A 17,632-nucleotide genomic window follows, 5' to 3' on the forward strand; every position below is an offset into this window, starting at 1 on the left:
GTCCGCTCACAGCGAAGCCACGGGTTCAGCCGCGCAGGGCGGCGTCGACGACCTCCTTGGCCTCGGCCTGCACCTGGGCCAGGTGCTCGGGGCCCTGGAAGGACTCGGCGTAGATCTTGTAGACGTCCTCGGTGCCGGAGGGGCGGGCGGCGAACCACGCGCTCTCCGTCGTCACCTTCAGCCCCCCGATGGCCGCGTCGTTCCCGGGGGCCCGGGTGAGCTTGGCCGTGATCGGTTCTCCTGCAAGGGACTTCGCAGCGACGTCCTCCGGGGACAGGGCCGCGAGCTTCGCCTTCTGCTCGCGGTCGGCGGCCGCGTCGATGCGGGCGTAGGCCGGGTCCCCGTGGCGGGCGGTCAGGTCCGCGTAGTGCTGGCTCGGTGACGTGCCGGTCGCCGCGAGGATCTCGGACGCGAGCAGGGCGAGGAGGATGCCGTCCTTGTCGGTCGTCCAGGCAGCGCCGCTGCGCCGCAGGAAGGACGCACCGGCCGACTCCTCGCCGCCGAACCCGAAGCTCCCGTCGATGAGCCCGGGCACGAACCACTTGAACCCGACCGGCACCTCGACCAGCCGTGCCCCGAGGTCGGAGGCCACGCGGTCGATCATGGACGAGGACACGAGGGTCTTGCCGATGGCGGCGCCGTCCGGCCAGTCGGGGCGCGCCCCACCGAACAGGTACTGGATCGCCACGGCGAGGAAGTGGTTGGGGTTCATCAGTCCCGCGTCGGGGGTGACGATCCCGTGGCGGTCGGAGTCGGCGTCGTTGCCCGTGGCGATGTCGTACTCGTCCTTGCGGGCGATGAGCGAGGCCATGGCCGAGGGGGACGAGCAGTCCATCCGGATCTTGCCGTCCCAGTCGAGCGTCATGAAGCGCCAGGTGGGGTCGACGAGGGGGTTGACCACGGTGAGGTCGATCCCGTGGCGGTCGGCGATCTCGCCCCAGTACGCGACGGCAGCGCCACCGAGGGGGTCCGCGCCGATCCGGACGCCGGCCTCCTTGATGCGGGCGAGGTCCACGACGTCGGGCAGGTCGTCGACGTAGGTGCCGAGGAAGTCGTAGCCCTGCGCGTGCTTGCGGGCCCGCTCGAAGGGGATCCTGCGGACGTCCGCCAGGCCGCCGGCGATCAGCTCGTTCGCCCGGGCGGCGATCACCTTGGTGGCGTCGGAGTCCGCCGGCCCGCCGTGGGGAGGGTTGTACTTGAACCCACCGTCGTAGGGCGGGTTGTGCGACGGGGTGACGACGATGCCGTCGGCCAGGGCGGTGCCGCTGGTGCGTCCCTCGTTGGCGCGGATGATGGCGTGGCTGACGGCCGGGGTCGGCGTGTACCCGTCGCGGTCGTCGACGAGGACGATGACGTCGTTGGCGGCGAGCACCTCCAGGGCCGAGGCCCACGCGGGCTCCGACAGCGCGTGCGTGTCCCGGCCGACGAAGAGCGGACCGTCGTACCCCTGCGACGACCGGTAGTCGCAGATGGCCTGGGTCGTCGCGAGGATGTGGGTCTCGTTGAACGCGGTGCGCAGGCTCGAACCCCGGTGCCCGGACGTGCCGAACGCGACCTGCTGGTCGAGGTCGTCGGGATCGGGGACCAGCGTGTAGTACGCGGTGACGAGATGGGGCACGTCGACCAGGTCAGAGGGTTCTGCGGGCTGTCCTGCGCGCGGGTCGTTCATGGGGCCACTCTGCCAGCGTTGCGGCCGGCTGCCCACCGCAGTCCCACGACGAGGGCGCCGGCGGCCAGGCCCAGCAGGACGCCCGTGAGGTTGTCGGCGAGGTCGGTGGTGTCGCACGCGCGGTCCAGGCCGCGGAACACCTGCTGGCCGGTCTCGAACACCACGGGCAGTGCCGCGGCGCCGATGACGACCAGCAGCGCGACGGGACCGCGCAGCCGGCCCGCGACGGCGGCGGCCAAGAACCCGACGGGCAGCAGGAGGAGGACGTTGAGGATGCGTTGGTCGTCGGCGGTGACCGCCGCGAGCCCGAGGTCGACCGCGTGGATGGCGCAGGACCGGTTCGGTGCCAGCACGCCGTTGTCCGCCCGACCGGGCGGCGACATCGTCACGACGGAGGCGAACACGACCGCGCCACCGAACAGGACCCGCTCGAGGGTGACGGCGAGGTGGGCGCGGCCGCGCCACACCCACCACGCCGCCACCGCGGCATACGCGAGGACCACCGGGACCACGAGCAGCGGGATGCGGTAGCCCCAGACGTGGGTCACCCGGCGGTGTCCTCCCCGGCGGTCACCTGGCGCGACCCGGCGACGGAGGACTCGACCGACGCCTGGTCGCCGTTCGACACGGGGGCGAGGTAGACGGCTGACAGGGCGGCCACCCGGACCTCGACCGACCAGGGCTGGCCCTGGGCCCCGTGCTCCTGGGCGGTGACGACCACCTCTGCCTGGCTGGGCGTGCCGAACTCGTCGTAGCCGCTGGTGTCGAGGATGACCTTCCAGTCGCCGGCCCGGGGAACCCCGAGGCGCAGGGACTCCCGCGCGAGGCCGCCGAAGTTCACGGCCACCGCGACGACAGGACCCTGGCGGTCGCGGGTGCCGAAACGCAGGTAGGAGTAGGTGTTGCCGGCGTTGTCGTCGGCGTCGAGCCACTCGAAACCCGCGGGGTCGGAGTCCAGCGCCCAGAGGGCGGAGTTCTCTCGGTAGACGCGGTTGAGCTCCTTGACGAGGTTGTGCACGCGGTAGTGCGCCGCGTGGTCGAGCAGCCACCAGTCGAGCTCGCGGCCGTCGGCCCACTCGGCCTCCTGGGCGAACTCGCTGCCCATGAACAGCAGCTGCTTGCCCGGGTGGCTCCACAGGTAGGCGAGGAACGCCCTGACCGTGGCCAGCTGGTCGTAGCGGCTCCCGGGAGCCTTGCGCAGCAACGACCCCTTCCCGTGGACGACCTCGTCGTGGCTGATCGGCAGCAGGTAGTTCTCGCTGAAGGCGTACATGAGCGAGAACGTCAGGAGGTGGTGGTGGTACTGGCGGTGGATGGGGTTCTCCTTGAGGTACTTCAAGGAGTCGTTCATCCAACCCATGTTCCACTTCAGCCCGAACCCGAGCCCGCCCTCGCTCGTGGGCTTGGTGACGCCCGGCCACGACGTGGACTCCTCGGCGATGATCACCACGCCGGGGACCCGCTTGTAGGCCGTGGCGTTGGCCTCCTGGATCAGGCCCACCGCCTCGAGGTTCTCGTGACCGCCGTGGATGTTGGGCACCCACTCGCCGTCCTTGCGGGCGTAGTCGAGGTAGAGCATCGAGGCCACGCCGTCGACGCGCAGGCCGTCGACGTGGAACTCCTCGAGCCAGTAGACCGCGTTGGCCACGAGGAAGTTGCGCACCTGCATCCGGCCGAAGTCGAAGATGTAGGAGCCCCACTCGGGGTGCCAGCCCTTGCGCGGGTCCGGGTGCTCGTAGAGCGGCAGACCGTCGAAGCGGGCCAGGGCCCACGGGTCGGTGGCGAAGTGGCCGGGCACCCAGTCGAGGATGACGCCGATGCCGGCCTGGTGGAGCCGGTCGACGAGGTAGCGGAAGTCGTCCGGGCGGCCGAACCGCGCGCTCGGCGCGTAGTAGCTGGTGACGTGGTAGCCCCAGGACGGGGGGTACGGGTGCTCCATCACCGGCATGAACTCGACGTGCGTGAAGCCGAGGTCGGCCACGTAGTTGACCAGGTGCTCCGCGAGGTCGCGGTAGGAGTGGCCCCGGCGCCACGAGCCGAGGTGCACCTCGTAGATGCTCATCGGCTGCTCGTGGTGGTTGCTCCCGGTGCGCTCGGCCAGCCACTCGGCGTCGTTCCAGTCGTACCGCGACTGGACGACCGAGGACGCCGTCGCCGGCGGCAGCTCCGTGGCCTGGGCCATCGGGTCCGCCTTCTCGCGCACCTTCCCGTCGGCGCCACGGATGAGGTACTTGTACATCGTCCCGTCACCGACGCCGGGGACGAACAGCTCCCAGACCCCGGACTCGCCGAGCAGGCGCATCGGGTGGCTGCGGCCGTCCCAGCCGTTGAAGTCACCGGCCACGTGCACGGCCTGCGCCCGGGGCGCCCACACGGCGAAGGACGTGCCGACGACGTGGCCGAGCGGACCGTCGTACTCGCGCACGTGGGCGCCGAGGACGGTCCACAGCTGCTCGTGGCGGCCTTCACCGATGAGGTGCAGGTCGATCGGGCCGAGCGTCGGGGCGAACCGGTACGGGTCGTCCATCTCGTGCTCGACGCCGTCCGCGTAGCTCACGGCGAGGCGGTAGTCCTGGGTCTCGGTCTGGCCCTCGCGCAGCCCGCCCCACACGCCGTCGGACTCGTGCTCGAGGTCGAGGCGGGTGCCGTCGGCGAACCGCACGGCAACGGTGGACGCGAACGGCCGGTAGGCGCGCACGCGCAGCCCGGCCGGCTCGAGGTGGTGCCCGAGCAGGTCGTGCGGCTGCTGGTGGCGGCCGTCGGCCAGGGCGCGGATCGCCTCGGCCGGTGTGGACACGGGCGGCAGCGGCTCGGGGGAGCGGTCCACGGGCGGCTCGGTCGTCGGTGCCGTGGGCGCCGACGGCGAACCAGCCGGCTTCTCGACCAGCGTCTCCTCGGGCGAGGTGTGCGGCGCCACGGCCTCCTGCACCGTCGGTTCGACGGCGGCCGACTCGGCGGCCGCCGCGACCGGCTCAGTGGCGGCAGCGGTCTTCTTCGCCTTGGGGGCTTTCTTGTCCTTCTTGCCGAAAGGGCTCACGGAAGGTCCTTCCTCGCATCGTCAAGCAATCGGACCACCGCGGTGGTGGGGATGGTCAACCAGGTCGGCCGGTTGCGGGCCTCGTACACGACCTCGTACAGCGCCTTGTCGAGCTGGAACGCGGTGAGCAGCACCGCGTCCTCGCGGGGGTCCCGCCCGGACTGCGCGGCATACCCCTCGAGGAAGGCGCGCTGGGCGGAGGCCACCCACTCGCGGGCACTGTGCCCCGGGTGGGCCTGTTCCCACGAGCCGCCCGCGTAGTCGAAGGACCTCAGCATCCCGGCGACGTCGCGCAGGGCGAGGTCGGGCCGGGTGCGCTCGGACAGCGGTCGCAGCGGCTCGCCCTCGAAGTCGAGGAGCACCCAACCGCGGCCAGCCACCTGGAGGACCTGGCCGAGGTGGTAGTCGCCGTGGATCCGTTGCAGCGCGGGCCAGCTCGCGTTGACGGCCCGGTCGAACAGCGTCGCGATGCGTTGCTCGTGGGCGGCCAGCGCGGGGACCTCGGAAGCGGCGGCGACGTATCGCCCGCGCATCCCGGCGACGGTGGTGGCCACGGCCTCGGCGGTGACCGGTTCGGTCGGCATGACCCCGGCCAGCCGGGAGTGGACCTCCGCGGTCGCGGCCCCGAGGTCGCGGGCCCGGTCCGAGAAGTCCTCCGTGGCAGCGATGGCCCGAAGTGCCACCCGCCACGCGTCCTCGGTGCCCGGGAAGAACTCCTGGGCGAAGGCGAGGTGGCCCACGTCGGAGCCCTCACCGTCGACCGACGGCCAGGTGGCCGAGACGGCCCCGACCATGCCGGGGACACGGAGCGAACCTGCCTCTGCGAGCGCGCCCTGCACGACCACGTCGGGGTTCTCGCCGGCCTGGAGCGTGCGGAACACCTTGCAGATCAACGGCCTCGGTGCACCTGAGTCGTCGACACAGTCGAAGATGACGGAGGTGTTGCTCTGCTCGCCCGAGAGCACGCGCGATCCCGTGAGCGTCGTCTCCGTCGTCCACGACGGGTGCCGACGGGGCGCCACCGCGGGCTCGGGGGTGTCGGAGGCGCTCCCGGCCTGCGGGGTGGTCTGCTCCAGCACGAGGGCCAGGAGCTGGGCTGCGTAGACCGGGTCGTGCACGCCGTCGTAGACCCAGCGCGGCCCGAGGACGCTGTGCTCCATGGTCCCGACCAGCGCGTGCTGGCCGCCCTCGAGCGGCGCGCCACGGTAGGTGAGGGGCACCTGGTACACGACCGTCTCGGGGCCGCCCTCGTCGGCGACGAGGAGGGTCTCGATGCCCACGGTGCCGGCGGGGTCGTCGAGGCGCCACGACCAAAGCTTGCGCAGCACCGGCTGCCGGCCCTTGGCGGCATACCAGCGCTGGCGCGCCATCCACGGGCCGACGAGCTCGAGCTTGGTCGGCGTGATGCTCGCGGTGGTGTGGATCTCAGCCACGGGCAGCACCCGGCACGAGCCGAAGCCAGAAGAAGTCGCGCGACCCGAGGGTCACGGTGATGGTGCCGTCGTCCGAGATCTTCGGGAACCCGTTGCCGCCGAACAGGTCGGCGAGCTGGGCGCCCGTGAACTCGTCGGGCACCCGGATCGTCGTGGCCTGGGGCCGGCTCGACAGGTTGTTGACGCAGAGCACGGCCTCGGAGTCGGCGCCGTCCTCGTGGTCCCACTCGACGCGCAGGAACGACAGGATGGCGTCGTTGTCGGACGGGCAGACCTCGAACGCACCACGACCGAAGACGGGGTGGCGCTTGCGGATCTCGAGCATCGCGCGCACCCAGTGCAGCAGCGACGAGCTCGTCGCCATCTGGGCCTCGACGTTGACGTTGTTGTAGTGGTAGACGAGCGAGGAGACCACCGGCAGGTAGAGCTTGCCCGGGTCTGCGGCGGAGAACCCGGCGTTGCGGTCGGGCGTCCACTGCATCGGCGTGCGGACCGCGTCACGGTCGTTGAGCCAGATGTTGTCGCCCATGCCGATCTCGTCGCCGTAGTAGAGGCACGGTGAGCCGGGCAGCGACAGCAGCAGGGCGTTGATCAGCTCGATCTCGGCGCGGCTGTTGTCGAGCAGCGGCGACAGGCGGCGCCGGATGCCGACGTTCGCGCGCATGCGCGGGTCGGGGGAGTACCAGCCGTACATCGCGGCGCGCTGCTCCGGCGTCACCATCTCGAGGGTCAGCTCGTCGTGGTTGCGCAGGAAGGTGCCCCACTGGGTGCCTGCCGGGATCGGCGGGGTGTCGGCGAGGACGTCGATGATCGGCGCCGCCTTCTCCTCGCGCAGCGAGTAGTAGAGCATCGGCATCACGGGGAAGTGGAAGCACATCTGGCACTCCGGCTCCTCCTCGGTGCCGAAGTAGTCCACGACGTCGGCCGGGGGCTGGTTGGCCTCGGCGAGCAGGATGCGGCCCGGGTACTCCGTGTCGACCATCTTCCGGAGCTTGGCGAGGAACTGGTGCGTCTTGGGGTGGTTCTCGCCGTTGTGGCCCTCCTCCTCGTAGAGGTAGGGGACCGCGTCGAGGCGGAAGCCGTCGATGCCCATGTCCATCCAGAACCGCACCACGTCGAACATCGCCTCGTGCACGGCGGGGTTCTCGAAGTTGAGGTCCGGCTGGTGGGAGAAGAACCGGTGCCAGAAGAACTGGCGGCGGATCGGGTCGAAGGTCCAGTTGGAGACCTCGGTGTCGATGAAGATGATGCGGGCGTCGGAGTACGGTGCGTCGGTGTCGGACCACACGTAGAAGTCGCCGAACGGGCCCTCGGGGTCCGAGCGCGACGCCTGGAACCACGGGTGCTGGTCGCTCGTGTGGTTCATGACGAAGTCGGTGATGATCCGGATGCCCCGGGCGTGCGCCTGCGACACGAGCTCCTGGAAGTCCGGCAGCGTGCCGAACTCGGGGAGTACCGCGGTGTAGTCGGCGATGTCGTACCCACCGTCGCGCAGCGGCGAGGCGTAGAACGGCGGCAGCCAGAGGCAGTCGACCCCGAGCCACTGGAGGTAGTCGAGGCGGCCGATCAGCCCGGTGAAGTCACCGGCCCCCGAGCCGTTGGAGTCGCCGAAGCCGCGGACGAGCACCTCGTAGAAGACCGCGGTCTTGAACCACTCGGGGTCGTGCTTGAGGCCGGGCTGGTTGAGGTTGAGACCCTGCATCAGAACCTCCGGATGGCGACGATGTGGACGGGCTCGGTCTCGGGACCGAGTCGGACGTAGACGTGCTCGCCCCAGTGCCAGGACGCTCCGGTCAGGAGGTCCTGGGCGGCGATGCCGTCCTCGTAGCCGAGGCCCAGGGCGGGCATGTCGAGGTGGACGGTCGACTCGCGCGTGCTGTGCGGGTCGAGGTTGGCGACGACGACGATGATGTCCTCGCTGCCGTCCGGGAGGGTGCGCCGCTTCGAGAAGGCCATGATGTTCTCGTCGTCGACGTGGTGGAACGTGATGTTGCGCAGCCAGTGCAGGGCGGGGTGCTCGCGGCGGATCTCGTTGATCCTCGTGAGGTACCCGGCCAGCGACTGGCCCTCCTTCGGGCCGCCGGGCTCGTAGTCCTCCCAGTGGCGGTTCTTGTACTGGTACTTCTCGTTGTCGATCTGCTCCTCGGCACCGGGGCGGGCGACGTGCTCGATGAGCTCGTACCCGGCGTAGATGCCGTAGGTCGGCACCAGCGTGGCCGCCAGGGCCGCGCGCAGCTTCCAGGCGGCCGGGCCGCCGAACTGCATGTAGGGCGTGAGGATGTCGTGCGTGGTCGGCCAGAACGACGGACGCATGTATGCCGCGGCCTCACCGGAGAGCTCCTCGAGGTACTCGGTGAGCTCCCACTTCTGGTTGCGCCAGGCGTAGTACGTGTACGACTGCTGGAACCCGACCTTGCCCAGCGAGTGCATCATCGCCGGCTTGGTGAAGGCCTCCGCCAGCCAGATCACCTCGGGGTACTCGCGGGCGACGTCGTCGATGAGCCACTGCCAGAACTCGACCGGCTTCGTGTGCGGGTTGTCGACGCGGAAGATCTTGACCCCGTGGTCGATCCATACCTGGATCATCCGGCGCATCTCGGCGTAGGACCCCTGCGGGTCGTTGTCGAAGTTCAGCGGGTAGATGTCCTGGTACTTCTTCGGCGGGTTCTCCGCGTAGGCGATGGTGCCGTCGGCCCGCGTGGTGAACCACTCGGGGTTGGTCTCCACGTAGGGGTGGTCGGGGGAGCACTGGAGGGCGATGTCCATCGCCACCTCCATGCCGAGCTCTTCGGTCCGGGCGACGAACGCGTCGAAGTCGTCGAACGTGCCGAGGTCCGGGTGGATGGCGTCGTGCCCGCCGTCGGGCGAACCGATGGCGTACGGGCTGCCCGGGTCGTCGGGCCCGGCCTCGAGCGTGTTGTTCGGCCCCTTGCGGGCCGTCGTGCCGATCGGGTGGATCGGCGTGAGGTAGACGACGTCGAAGCCCATGGCCGCGATGGCCGGGAGGCGCTTGGCGGCGGTCTGCAGGGTGCCGCTGGTCCACTTGCCGGTGGTCGGGTCCTGCACCGCGCCCTCGGAGCGGGGGAAGATCTCGTACCACGCGCCGTACAGGGCCCGCTCGCGCTCGACGAGCAGCGGTAGGTCGGTCGAGGGGCTGACGTGGTCGCGCAGCGGGCGGGCGGCGAGCTCGCGCTCCACGGAGGGGTCGGTGCCGGCGTGCAGGCGGGCCAGGGGTGGGCGTCGGGTGTCGCGGAGCGCGGTGACCGCGTCCTCGAGCACCGCCTTCTGCGTCGCGTCGCGGGGGACCTCGGCGGCGGCCCGCTCCAGGATGCGGGCACCCTCCTCGAGCATCATCTCGGCGTCGATGTCGGCGGCGACCTTGATGGAGGCGTCGTGCTCCCACGTGCCGTAGGGGTCGGACCATCCCTCCACGCGGTAGGACCACCAGCCGACCGTGTCGGCCTCGACGACGGCCTCCCAGGCGTCGAGGCCGGGGTTCGTGCTCGTCATCGGCAGGACCCGCTCGGTGCCGTCGGGCGCGGTGAGCACCACGGACGCGTTGACCGCGTCGTGGCCCTCGCGGAAGACCGTCGCGGTCACGGTGAACTGCTCACCGACCACGGACTTCGCAGGCCGGGCCCCGCCGTCGACGACGGGGCTCACGTCCTGGACCGGGATGCGGCCGATCGGTGTCTGGGGTGGTCGGGTGGTCGGTGGGGGCGCCGCCTGGGGGCGGGTGCCGGTGCTGCCCGTGGAGGGCGCGTCGGGGGAGGTGGGTGTGGTTGCCGGGGGCGTTGCAGTCACGCGCCCGACGCTACTCGGTCTGGGGCCCCGTGCACCTCCCCGCGCCAGCGCGTGGGCGGCTGGGGTGCCGCCGTCCTGAAACTTTCTGAAAGATCTGCAAGAAGGCGTCATTGCCGGCGGCCGGTGGGCCTATGATCACCCCTCGTGAAGGCGATTCGACGCTTCAGCGTCCGTACTGTCCTGCCGGAGCCGATTGCCGCTCTCGGCGACCTGGCGAGCAACCTCCGGTGGTCCTGGCACCCCCCGACGCGCGACCTGTTCGAGCGCATCGACCCGCAGCGTTGGGCGAAGGTCCGCAAGGACCCCGTCCGCCTGCTGTCGGCGCTCTCGCCGGCCGAGCTCGCCGACCTCGCGTCGAGCAGCGAGTTCGTCGCGGCCGTCGCCTCGGCCAAGGCCGACCTGGACACCTACCTGACCGAGCCGCGCTGGTACCAGGCGTGGGCGCAGGCCCAGGACGAGGACGGTTCGGGCGCCCCAAAGGCGATCGGCTACTTCAGCCCGGAGTTCGGCATCACCGAGGTGCTGCCGCAGTACTCCGGTGGCCTCGGCATCCTCGCCGGCGACCACCTGAAGACGGCCTCCGACCTCGGTGTCCCGATCGTCGGTGTCGGCCTCTTCTACAAGACCGGCTACTTCAAGCAGAGCCTCAACCGCGACGGTTGGCAGCAGGAGACCTACCCCGTCCTCGACCCAGACGGCCTGCCCCTGAGCATGCTGCGCGAGGACGACGGCACCCCCTGCGTCATCACCCTCGAGCTGCCCGGTGGACGGGAGCTGCACGCCCACGTCTGGCGCGCCCAGGTCGGCCGGGTCCCGCTGCTGCTCCTGGACTCCGACGTCCCGGACAACGACGAGGCCGCCCGCAACATCACCAACCGCCTCTACGGCGGTGGCGGCGAGCAGCGTCTCCAGCAGGAGATGCTCCTCGGCATCGGTGGCGTCCGCGCCCTGCGCCTGTGGTCGCGCCTCACCGGCGCCCCGACCCCGGACGTCTACCACACCAACGAGGGCCATGCCGGGTTCCTCGGCGTCGAGCGCATCCACGAGCTGACCCAGTCGGCCGGGCTGTCGTTCGACGAAGCCCTCGAGGCCGTCCGCGCCGCCACGGTCTTCACGACCCACACGCCCGTCCCGGCCGGCATCGACCGGTTCGGCGCCGACCTCATCGAGCTGCACTTCGGCGGTGAGCAGGCGGTCGCCGGCGTGCCGGTCGAGAAGCTGCTGGCCCTGGGCGCGGAGGACTATCCGGGCGGCCAGTCCGGAATGTTCAACATGGCCGTCATGGGCCTGCGCCTCGGCGGTCGCGCCAACGGCGTCTCCCAGCTGCACGGTGTCGTCAGCCGCGGCATGTTCGACGGACTGTGGCCGGGGTTCGACGACGACGAGGTCCCGATCACCAGCGTCACCAACGGTGTCCACGCCGGCACCTGGGTCGACCGCCGCGTCTACGAGCTCGCCGACAAGCACCTCGGCACCCACGACCTCGAGCGCGACGACGCCTGGGACCGCATCGAGGAGGTCCCGCGCGACGCGATCTGGGCCACGAAGCGCGAGATGCGCCAGCAGCTGGTCCTCGAGGCCCGCCGTCGCACCCGCTCCTCGTGGAAGAAGCGCGGTGCCAGCCCGGCCGAGCTCGGCTGGGTCGACGACATCCTCGACCCCGACGTGCTGACCATCGGGTTCGCCCGCCGCGTGCCGACCTACAAGCGGCTCACCCTGATGCTGCGCGACCCTGCGCGGCTCAAGCGCCTGCTCCTCGACCCCAAGCGGCCGATCCAGCTCGTCATCGCGGGCAAGTCCCACCCGGCTGACGAGACCGGCAAGCAGCTCATCCAGCAGATGGTCCGCTTCGCCGACGACCCCGAGATCCGCCACCGCATCGTGTTCCTCCCGAACTACGACATCGCCATGGCGCAGTACCTCTACCCGGGCTGCGACGTCTGGCTCAACAACCCGCTGCGCCCGCTCGAGGCCTGTGGCACGTCCGGCATGAAGGCCGCCCTCAACGGTGGCCTCAACCTGTCGATCCTCGACGGGTGGTGGGACGAGTGGTTCGACGGCGAGAACGGCTGGGCCATCCCCACCGCCGACGGTGTCGAGGACGAGGAGCGTCGTGACGACCTCGAGGCGGCTGCGCTCTACGACCTCATCGAGAACTCCGTCGCGCCGCGCTTCTACGACGTCGACGAGACCGGGCTGCCGCAGAACTGGCTGTCGATGATCAGCCACACCCTGCGCACGCTCGGCCCGAAGGTGCTCGCGAGCCGCATGGTCCGCGACTACACCACCCAGCTCTACGGGCCCGCGGCCCGCGCCGGCTGGGCGCTCGACGGTGACACCTACGCGGGTGCCCGCGACCTCGCCGCCTACAAGACGAAGGTCCGGTCCACCTGGCCGTCCGTGCACGTCGACCACGTCGAGTCCTCGGGCGTCTCGGACGCCCCTCAGATCGGCGAGACGCTGCACGTCCGGGCGTACGTCTCCCTCGGGGACCTCACCCCCGACCAGGTCGAGGTGCAGGTCGTGTACGGCACGGCGCGCGACTCCGACGAGCTGCGTGACGTCCAGAGCGAGCCGCTGGCGTTCGTGGAGTCCTACGAGGGTGGTCGCCACCAGTTCGCCGGGGACCTCGCCCTCGCCCGCACCGGCGCGTTCGGCTACACCGTCCGCGTGCTGCCCCGGCACACCGGGCTGGCCAGCACGAGCGAGCTCGGCCTGGTGGCCAACGCCTGACGCCACCACCCGCCATACCCAGCTGTGCCGCGCGCCCTGAGGCGCGCGGCACACCTGTCTGCGGGGAACCTCCCCGACAGGCGGCGCGCGTCTGCCACGCTGCCGGTATGGCGCGTGGCGGGGCAGCGGCGGACGCGGGGGTCAACAGTGCCCGCGGCTGGAGCCGGATCGGTCGGGCGTACGCCGTCGAGGCGGTCGGCCTGCTCGGCGCCGGTGCGCTGCTCACGTATGCCGTGGTGGCCCCGGCCTGGTCCGGCAGCGACTGGTTCGACGGGTGGGGGTACCTCGCAGGGTTGCTCGCGATCCCGTTGGTCGTGGCGGGAACCCTGGTCGTGCTGTCCGTCCGCTGGCGCGTCGCGCCGGTGGGTCTGCTGTGCGGCGCACTGCTCGCGGGGTGGGCGACGGTGGAGGCGCCGTGGTCCGCAGCCGTCTGGTGGGGCGCGGGCCTCGCGCTGGCCCCCGTCGTCGCATCGCTCGTCACGCACCCACGCCCGTGGCGGCGCAGCGTCCGTCAGGTCGTGTCGACCGCTCGGTAGACCTGCAGGCTGGCCCCGCGGACCTCGACGATCCCGGGGTCCACGACCGCCGACCGGGTCGGGGCGGGACGTTCGTCGGAGGAGTCCCAGAGCAGCTCGTACCCCGTGAGGCCCGGCACCGTCGGGAGGGTCACCTTGCCGTCCTCAACGTCCCCGCGCAGGACGAGGAGCAGCGAGTGCTGCTCGAGCCAGGCGCCGTTGAGGTACATCTGCAGGGTCCGGGTGTGGGGGTCCTCCCAGTGGCCGTTGGCCATCGCCTCGCCGTCGGCCCCGAACCACGACAGGTCGGTCGAGCCGTCGGCGTGGACCGCCCGGCCGGTGAAGAACGTCCGTTGCCGCAGGACCGGGTGCTCGGCGCGCAGCCGGGTGAGGAAGCTCGTCGTCTCGAGCAGGTCCTGCTGCCAGTCCTCGAGGTCCCAGTCGAACCACGACACCTCGTTGTCCTGGCAGTAGGGGTTGTTGTTGCCCCCCTGCGAGCGCCCGAACTCGTCACCCGCGTTGAGCATCGGCACGCCGGTCGCGAGCAGGGTCGTGGCGAGCAGGTTGCGCATCGACCGTCGGCGCGCGGCCTCGATGTCGTCCCTGCGCTCGTCGGCGGGGTCCACCGGCCCCTCGACGCCGTGGTTCCACGACCGGTTGCCGTCCGTGCCGTCGCGGTTGCCCTCGCCGTTGGGCCCGTTGTGCTTGGAGTTGTAGGCGGTGAGGTCGGCGACCGTGAAGCCGTCGTGCGCGGCGACGAAGTTCACCGACGCGACCGGCCCCCGGTCGCGGGCGCCGAAGAGGTCCTGCGACCCGGCCAGCCGGGTGCCGAGCTCGCGGATGCCGTGGCCTTCGTGGCCGTGCACCTGGGAGGCGACGTCCTGCAGCCAGAAGGTCCGCACGGCGTCACGGAACCGGTCGTTCCACTCGGCGAACGGGGGCGGGAACTGCCCTGTGCGCCACCCGTGGATGCCGACGTCCCAGGGCTCGGCGATGAGCTTGACCCGGGAGAGCACGGGGTCGGTGCGCAGCGCCACGAGGAACGGGTGGTTGGGGTCGTAGTCGTCGTTCTGGCCACGGCCGAGCGCCACCGCGAGGTCGAACCGGAACCCGTCGACGTGGCACTCGTCGACCCAGTACCGCAGCGAGTCGAGCACCATCTTGCAGACCATCGCGTGCCGCAGGTCGAGGGTGTTGCCACACCCCGTCACGTCGATGTCCTGGCCGCGGTCGTCGAGCCGGTAGTAGGCGCGGTTGTCCAACCCCCGCCACGACAGCGACGCGCCCTGCCGGGACTGCTCGGCCGTGTGGTTGTAGACGACGTCGAGGAGCACCTCGATGCCCTCCGCGTGCAGCAGCCGCACCATGCCCTTGAACTCGTCGAGCACTCCCTGCGGATCGGTCGTCGAGGCGTAGGGGGAGTGCGGGGCGAAGAAGCCGAGCGTGTTGTAGCCCCAGTGGTTCGTGAGCCCGCGCTGGGTCACCTCGGGCTCCGACGCGAAGGCGTGCACGGGCAGCAGCTCGACCGCGGTCGCCCCCACCGCCTTGAGGTGGGCGATGACGGCGGGGTGGCACAGCCCGGCATAGGTGCCGCGCAGGTGCTCGGGCACCTCGGGGTGGAGCATCGTGAGGTTGCGGACGTGCGCCTCGTAGACGACCGAGTCGGCCAGGGGGGTGTGGGGGTGGCGGTCCTCGCCCCAGTCGAAGCGGTCCTCGACGACGACGCAGCGCGGCACCACCCCGGCGCTGTCCAGGCTCCCGCGGAGCACGTCGTCGCCCCTGAGCCGGGCGTCGACGGGGTGGGCGTAGACCTCGGGCGACCAGTGGACGTCGCCCTCGATGGCCCGGGCGTAGGGGTCGAGGAGCAGCTTGTGGGGGTTGTAGCGCAGGCCCTCCTGGGGCCGCCAGGGACCGTCGGCCCGCACGCCGTACCGCTGGCCCGCGACCACGCCCGGCAGGAAGCCGAACCAGGTTCCGTGGGTCCGCTCGACGAGGGGGATGCGGCGCTCCGTGGACCCGTCGGTGTCACCGGTCTCGAACAGGCACACCTCGACCGACTCGGCGTGCCCGGCATACACCGCGAACTCGGCGCCGCCCTCGACGAGGGTCATGCCCAGGGTGGGAGGAAGGTCACGCGGGCGCGTGGCAGGCGACATGGTCCTCAGCCTAGGTAGTGGTTACGGTTGGCGCATGACTGATCCCACGTCGCTGCCCAACTTCCCGCCGCCCGCGGACGAGCACCCCCTCCGCGGACGCGTCCTGGACGCACTGATCGACATGGGCCTGTCGCCCGACATCGACGGTGACGGCGACGTCGCGTTCACGGTGCAGGAGCAGCAGCTGTTCGTGCGCTGCACGGAGGGCGACTTCCAGATCATGCGCCTGTTCGGCCAGTGGGCCATCAGCGACGCCGTGCCCAGCGACCCGCTCACGCGCCTGGCCACCTGCAACGAGATCACCCTCCAGCTGAACATCGTCAAGGCCGGCCTCGCCAACGACACCCTGGTCGTCACCGGTGAGCACATCGTCGTGCCCAACACCGACGTGCCCGGCCTGGTCAACGTCACCATCCAGCTCGTCCTCGCGGGCGTGCAGATGTGGCACGAGCGCATCATGGGCGGCGGCGACCCCGGTCCCGGCGCGGGCGAGCCCGCCACCGACGGGGACCCGGCATGAGCGACCTCGTCTCGGTCGAGGTCGAGGGCGGGATCGCCACGATCCTGCTCGACCGCCCCCCGATGAACGCCCTCAACCGGGAGATCCAGGCCGCCCTCGCGGCCGCCGCGGTCGAGGTGGGGGAGCGCAAGGACGTGTCCGGCGTCATCATCTACGGCGGCGAGAAGGTGTTCGCCGCAGGCGCGGACATCAAGGAGATGGAGACCATGTCGTACACCGACATGGCCGACCACTCCGGCGCCCTCCAGGACTTCACCAGGACGCTGGCCCGCATCCCCAAGCCGACCGTCGCCGCCATCACCGGGTACGCCCTCGGTGGCGGGTGCGAGGTCGCGCTGGCCTGCGACTTCCGCGTCGCCGCCTCGAACGCCAAGCTGGGCCAGCCCGAGATCCTGCTCGGCATCATCCCCGGCGCCGGCGGCACGCAGCGCCTGGCCCGCCTCGTCGGACCGGCGAAGGCCAAGGAGATCATCTTCTCGGGACGGTTCGTGTCCGCCGACGAGGCGCTCGCGATCGGCCTGGTGGACGAGGTCGTCGAGGCCCAGGACGTGTATGCCGCGGCACGGGCCCGGCTCGCGCCGTACGTCGGTGGACCGGCGTACGCCATCCGCGCCGCCAAGGAGGCCATCGACCGTGGGGTCGAGGTCGACCTGGACACGGGGCTCGAGATCGAGCGCATGCTGTTCGCGTCGCTGTTCGCCACCAAGGACCGCGCCACCGGCATGAGGTCGTTCGTCGAGAACGGCCCCGGCAAGGCGAAGTTCGAGGGCGCCTGACCGATGGGTGCCAGCCGCGCGGACGTCGAGCGCGCCTACGAGGACAACAAGCTCGCCCAGGTGCTCTACCACGACTGGGAGGCGCAGACCTACGACGACAAGTGGTCGATCTCGTTCGACGAGCGCTGCACCGCCTACGCCCGTGACCGCTTCGAGGCGGTCACGGGCCTGCCGGACCCACTGCCCTACGCCAAGGCGCTCGAGCTCGGCGCGGGCACGGGGTTCTTCTCCCTCAACCTCAAGCAGGCCGGCATCGTCGACGAGGTCCACGTCACCGACCTGTCGCCGGGCATGGTCGAGGCGGCCAAGGCCAACGCCGAGAAGCTGGGGTTCGCCGTCGAGGGACGCGTGGCCGATGCCGAACGAATTCCCTACGACGACAACACCTTCGACGTCGTCGTGGGTCACGCGGTGATCCACCACATCCCCGACGTCGAGGCGGCGTTCGCCGAGATGCTGCGGGTGCTGAAGCCGGGAGGACGGTTCGTCGTCGCCGGTGAGCCGACCCGCATCGGTGACTGGTACGCCCGGCGACTCGGGCGGGTCACCTGGCACGCGACCAAGGCCGTCACCGCGCTGCCGCCGCTGCGCGACACCTGGGCCAGGGACGCCGAGGAGCTCGACGAGTCCTCGCGGGCGGCGGCCCTCGAGGCGGTCGTGGACCTGCACACGTTCGACCCGGACGAGCTCGCCCGGACGGCGCTGCGCGCGGGCGCCGTCGAGGTGCGCACCCGCACCGAGGAGCTGACAGCGGCGTTCCTGGGGTGGCCGGTGCGGACCTTCGAGGCCGCCGTCCGACCGGGCGCGCTCGGGTGGGGCTGGGCGATGTTCGCCTACGGCTCGTGGCGTCGCCTGTCGGCGGTCGACCGGGTGCTCGCCCGGGCCGTGCCGGCCAGGTTCTTCTACAACGTCGGCATCACCGGCGTGAAGCCCGGCTGAGGTGGACGCGGCCGACGCCGACATGTCACCCGTCGACCACGGCCGAGGGG

General features: G+C 71.1%; 12 protein-coding genes. 5 read left to right on the forward strand and 7 right to left on the reverse strand.

Going from position 1 to position 17,632, the window contains the following annotated elements:
- Window positions 1–25 precede the first annotated feature (25 nt).
- Genes pgm through ASC58_RS07030 form a run of 6 tightly spaced genes read right to left on the reverse strand, consistent with a single transcriptional unit; the run spans window position 26 to window position 9,943 of the window.
- On the reverse strand, window positions 26–1,669 hold the full coding sequence (pgm, locus tag ASC58_RS07005; protein WP_056916981.1) for a phosphoglucomutase (alpha-D-glucose-1,6-bisphosphate-dependent): 1,644 nt from the start codon (window positions 1,667–1,669) through the stop codon (window positions 26–28).
- Window positions 1,666–2,217, reverse strand: coding sequence for a VanZ family protein (locus tag ASC58_RS07010; protein ID WP_056918791.1), 552 nt, complete (start codon window positions 2,215–2,217; stop codon window positions 1,666–1,668). Before ASC58_RS07010 ends, pgm begins: the two co-directional genes overlap by 4 nt.
- On the reverse strand, window positions 2,214–4,706 hold the full coding sequence (glgB, locus tag ASC58_RS07015) for a 1,4-alpha-glucan branching protein GlgB (RefSeq protein ID WP_082553034.1): 2,493 nt from the start codon (window positions 4,704–4,706) through the stop codon (window positions 2,214–2,216). The genes ASC58_RS07010 and glgB overlap by 4 nt, the downstream gene beginning before the upstream one ends.
- Window positions 4,703–6,139: a hypothetical protein gene (locus tag ASC58_RS07020; protein ID WP_056918873.1), complete on the reverse strand. Its 1,437-nt coding sequence runs from the start codon at window positions 6,137–6,139 to the stop codon at window positions 4,703–4,705. The genes glgB and ASC58_RS07020 overlap by 4 nt, the downstream gene beginning before the upstream one ends.
- Window positions 6,132–7,841: a maltose alpha-D-glucosyltransferase gene (treS, locus tag ASC58_RS07025; RefSeq protein WP_056918792.1), complete on the reverse strand. Its 1,710-nt coding sequence runs from the start codon at window positions 7,839–7,841 to the stop codon at window positions 6,132–6,134. The genes ASC58_RS07020 and treS overlap by 8 nt, the downstream gene beginning before the upstream one ends.
- On the reverse strand, window positions 7,841–9,943 hold the full coding sequence (locus tag ASC58_RS07030; RefSeq protein WP_369796212.1) for an alpha-1,4-glucan--maltose-1-phosphate maltosyltransferase: 2,103 nt from the start codon (window positions 9,941–9,943) through the stop codon (window positions 7,841–7,843). The genes treS and ASC58_RS07030 overlap by 1 nt, the downstream gene beginning before the upstream one ends.
- A 144-nt stretch (window positions 9,944–10,087) precedes the next feature.
- Between ASC58_RS07030 and glgP the strand changes: the two genes are divergently transcribed.
- Both glgP and ASC58_RS07040 read left to right on the forward strand, forming a co-directional pair.
- Window positions 10,088–12,676 (forward strand): alpha-glucan family phosphorylase, encoded by a 2,589-nt coding sequence (gene glgP / locus ASC58_RS07035; RefSeq protein ID WP_056916984.1) that lies wholly within the window; start codon window positions 10,088–10,090, stop codon window positions 12,674–12,676.
- A gap of 107 nt (window positions 12,677–12,783) precedes the next feature.
- The gene (locus ASC58_RS07040; protein ID WP_056918793.1) at window positions 12,784–13,212 is read left to right on the forward strand and encodes a hypothetical protein; all 429 of its coding nucleotides are present in this window, start codon (window positions 12,784–12,786) and stop codon (window positions 13,210–13,212) included.
- Here the strand turns inward: ASC58_RS07040 and glgX are convergent.
- Window positions 13,188–15,347 (reverse strand): glycogen debranching protein GlgX, encoded by a 2,160-nt coding sequence (glgX, locus tag ASC58_RS07045; protein WP_082553036.1) that lies wholly within the window; start codon window positions 15,345–15,347, stop codon window positions 13,188–13,190. The two genes, ASC58_RS07040 and glgX, sit on opposite strands and share 25 nt — an antisense overlap.
- 34 nt (window positions 15,348–15,381) lie before the next feature.
- Between glgX and ASC58_RS07050 the strand changes: the two genes are divergently transcribed.
- Genes ASC58_RS07050 through ASC58_RS07060 form a run of 3 tightly spaced genes read left to right on the forward strand, consistent with a single transcriptional unit; the run spans window position 15,382 to window position 17,582 of the window.
- Window positions 15,382–15,867, forward strand: coding sequence for a hypothetical protein (locus ASC58_RS07050; protein WP_056918794.1), 486 nt, complete (start codon window positions 15,382–15,384; stop codon window positions 15,865–15,867).
- Entirely contained in the window at window positions 15,864–16,643 is a 780-nt protein-coding gene (locus ASC58_RS07055) for an enoyl-CoA hydratase/isomerase family protein (protein ID WP_056916988.1), read from the forward strand. The genes ASC58_RS07050 and ASC58_RS07055 overlap by 4 nt, the downstream gene beginning before the upstream one ends.
- Before the next feature lie 3 nt (window positions 16,644–16,646).
- Complete coding sequence (locus ASC58_RS07060; protein WP_056918795.1) at window positions 16,647–17,582, forward strand: class I SAM-dependent methyltransferase; 936 nt, start codon at window positions 16,647–16,649, stop codon at window positions 17,580–17,582.
- The last annotated feature ends 50 nt before the right edge of the window (window positions 17,583–17,632 follow it).

Origin of the sequence: Phycicoccus sp. Root101, from assembly GCF_001426245.1 — a bacterium.
Lineage (GTDB): Bacteria > Actinomycetota > Actinomycetes > Actinomycetales > Dermatophilaceae > Pedococcus.

Excerpts from the sequence above, each read along its gene's own strand:
- glgX (WP_082553036.1), bottom strand. The coding sequence starts at position 15,347 with ATGTCGCCTGCCACGCGCCCGCGTGACCTTCCTCCCACCCTGGGCATG.
- ASC58_RS07055 (WP_056916988.1), top strand. The coding sequence starts at position 15,864 with ATGAGCGACCTCGTCTCGGTCGAGGTCGAGGGCGGGATCGCCACGATC.
- ASC58_RS07060 (WP_056918795.1), top strand. The coding sequence starts at position 16,647 with ATGGGTGCCAGCCGCGCGGACGTCGAGCGCGCCTACGAGGACAACAAG.
- ASC58_RS07040 (WP_056918793.1), top strand. The coding sequence starts at position 12,784 with ATGGCGCGTGGCGGGGCAGCGGCGGACGCGGGGGTCAACAGTGCCCGC.
- ASC58_RS07050 (WP_056918794.1), top strand. The coding sequence starts at position 15,382 with ATGACTGATCCCACGTCGCTGCCCAACTTCCCGCCGCCCGCGGACGAG.
- pgm (WP_056916981.1), bottom strand. The coding sequence starts at position 1,669 with ATGAACGACCCGCGCGCAGGACAGCCCGCAGAACCCTCTGACCTGGTC.
- treS (WP_056918792.1), bottom strand. The coding sequence starts at position 7,841 with ATGCAGGGTCTCAACCTCAACCAGCCCGGCCTCAAGCACGACCCCGAG.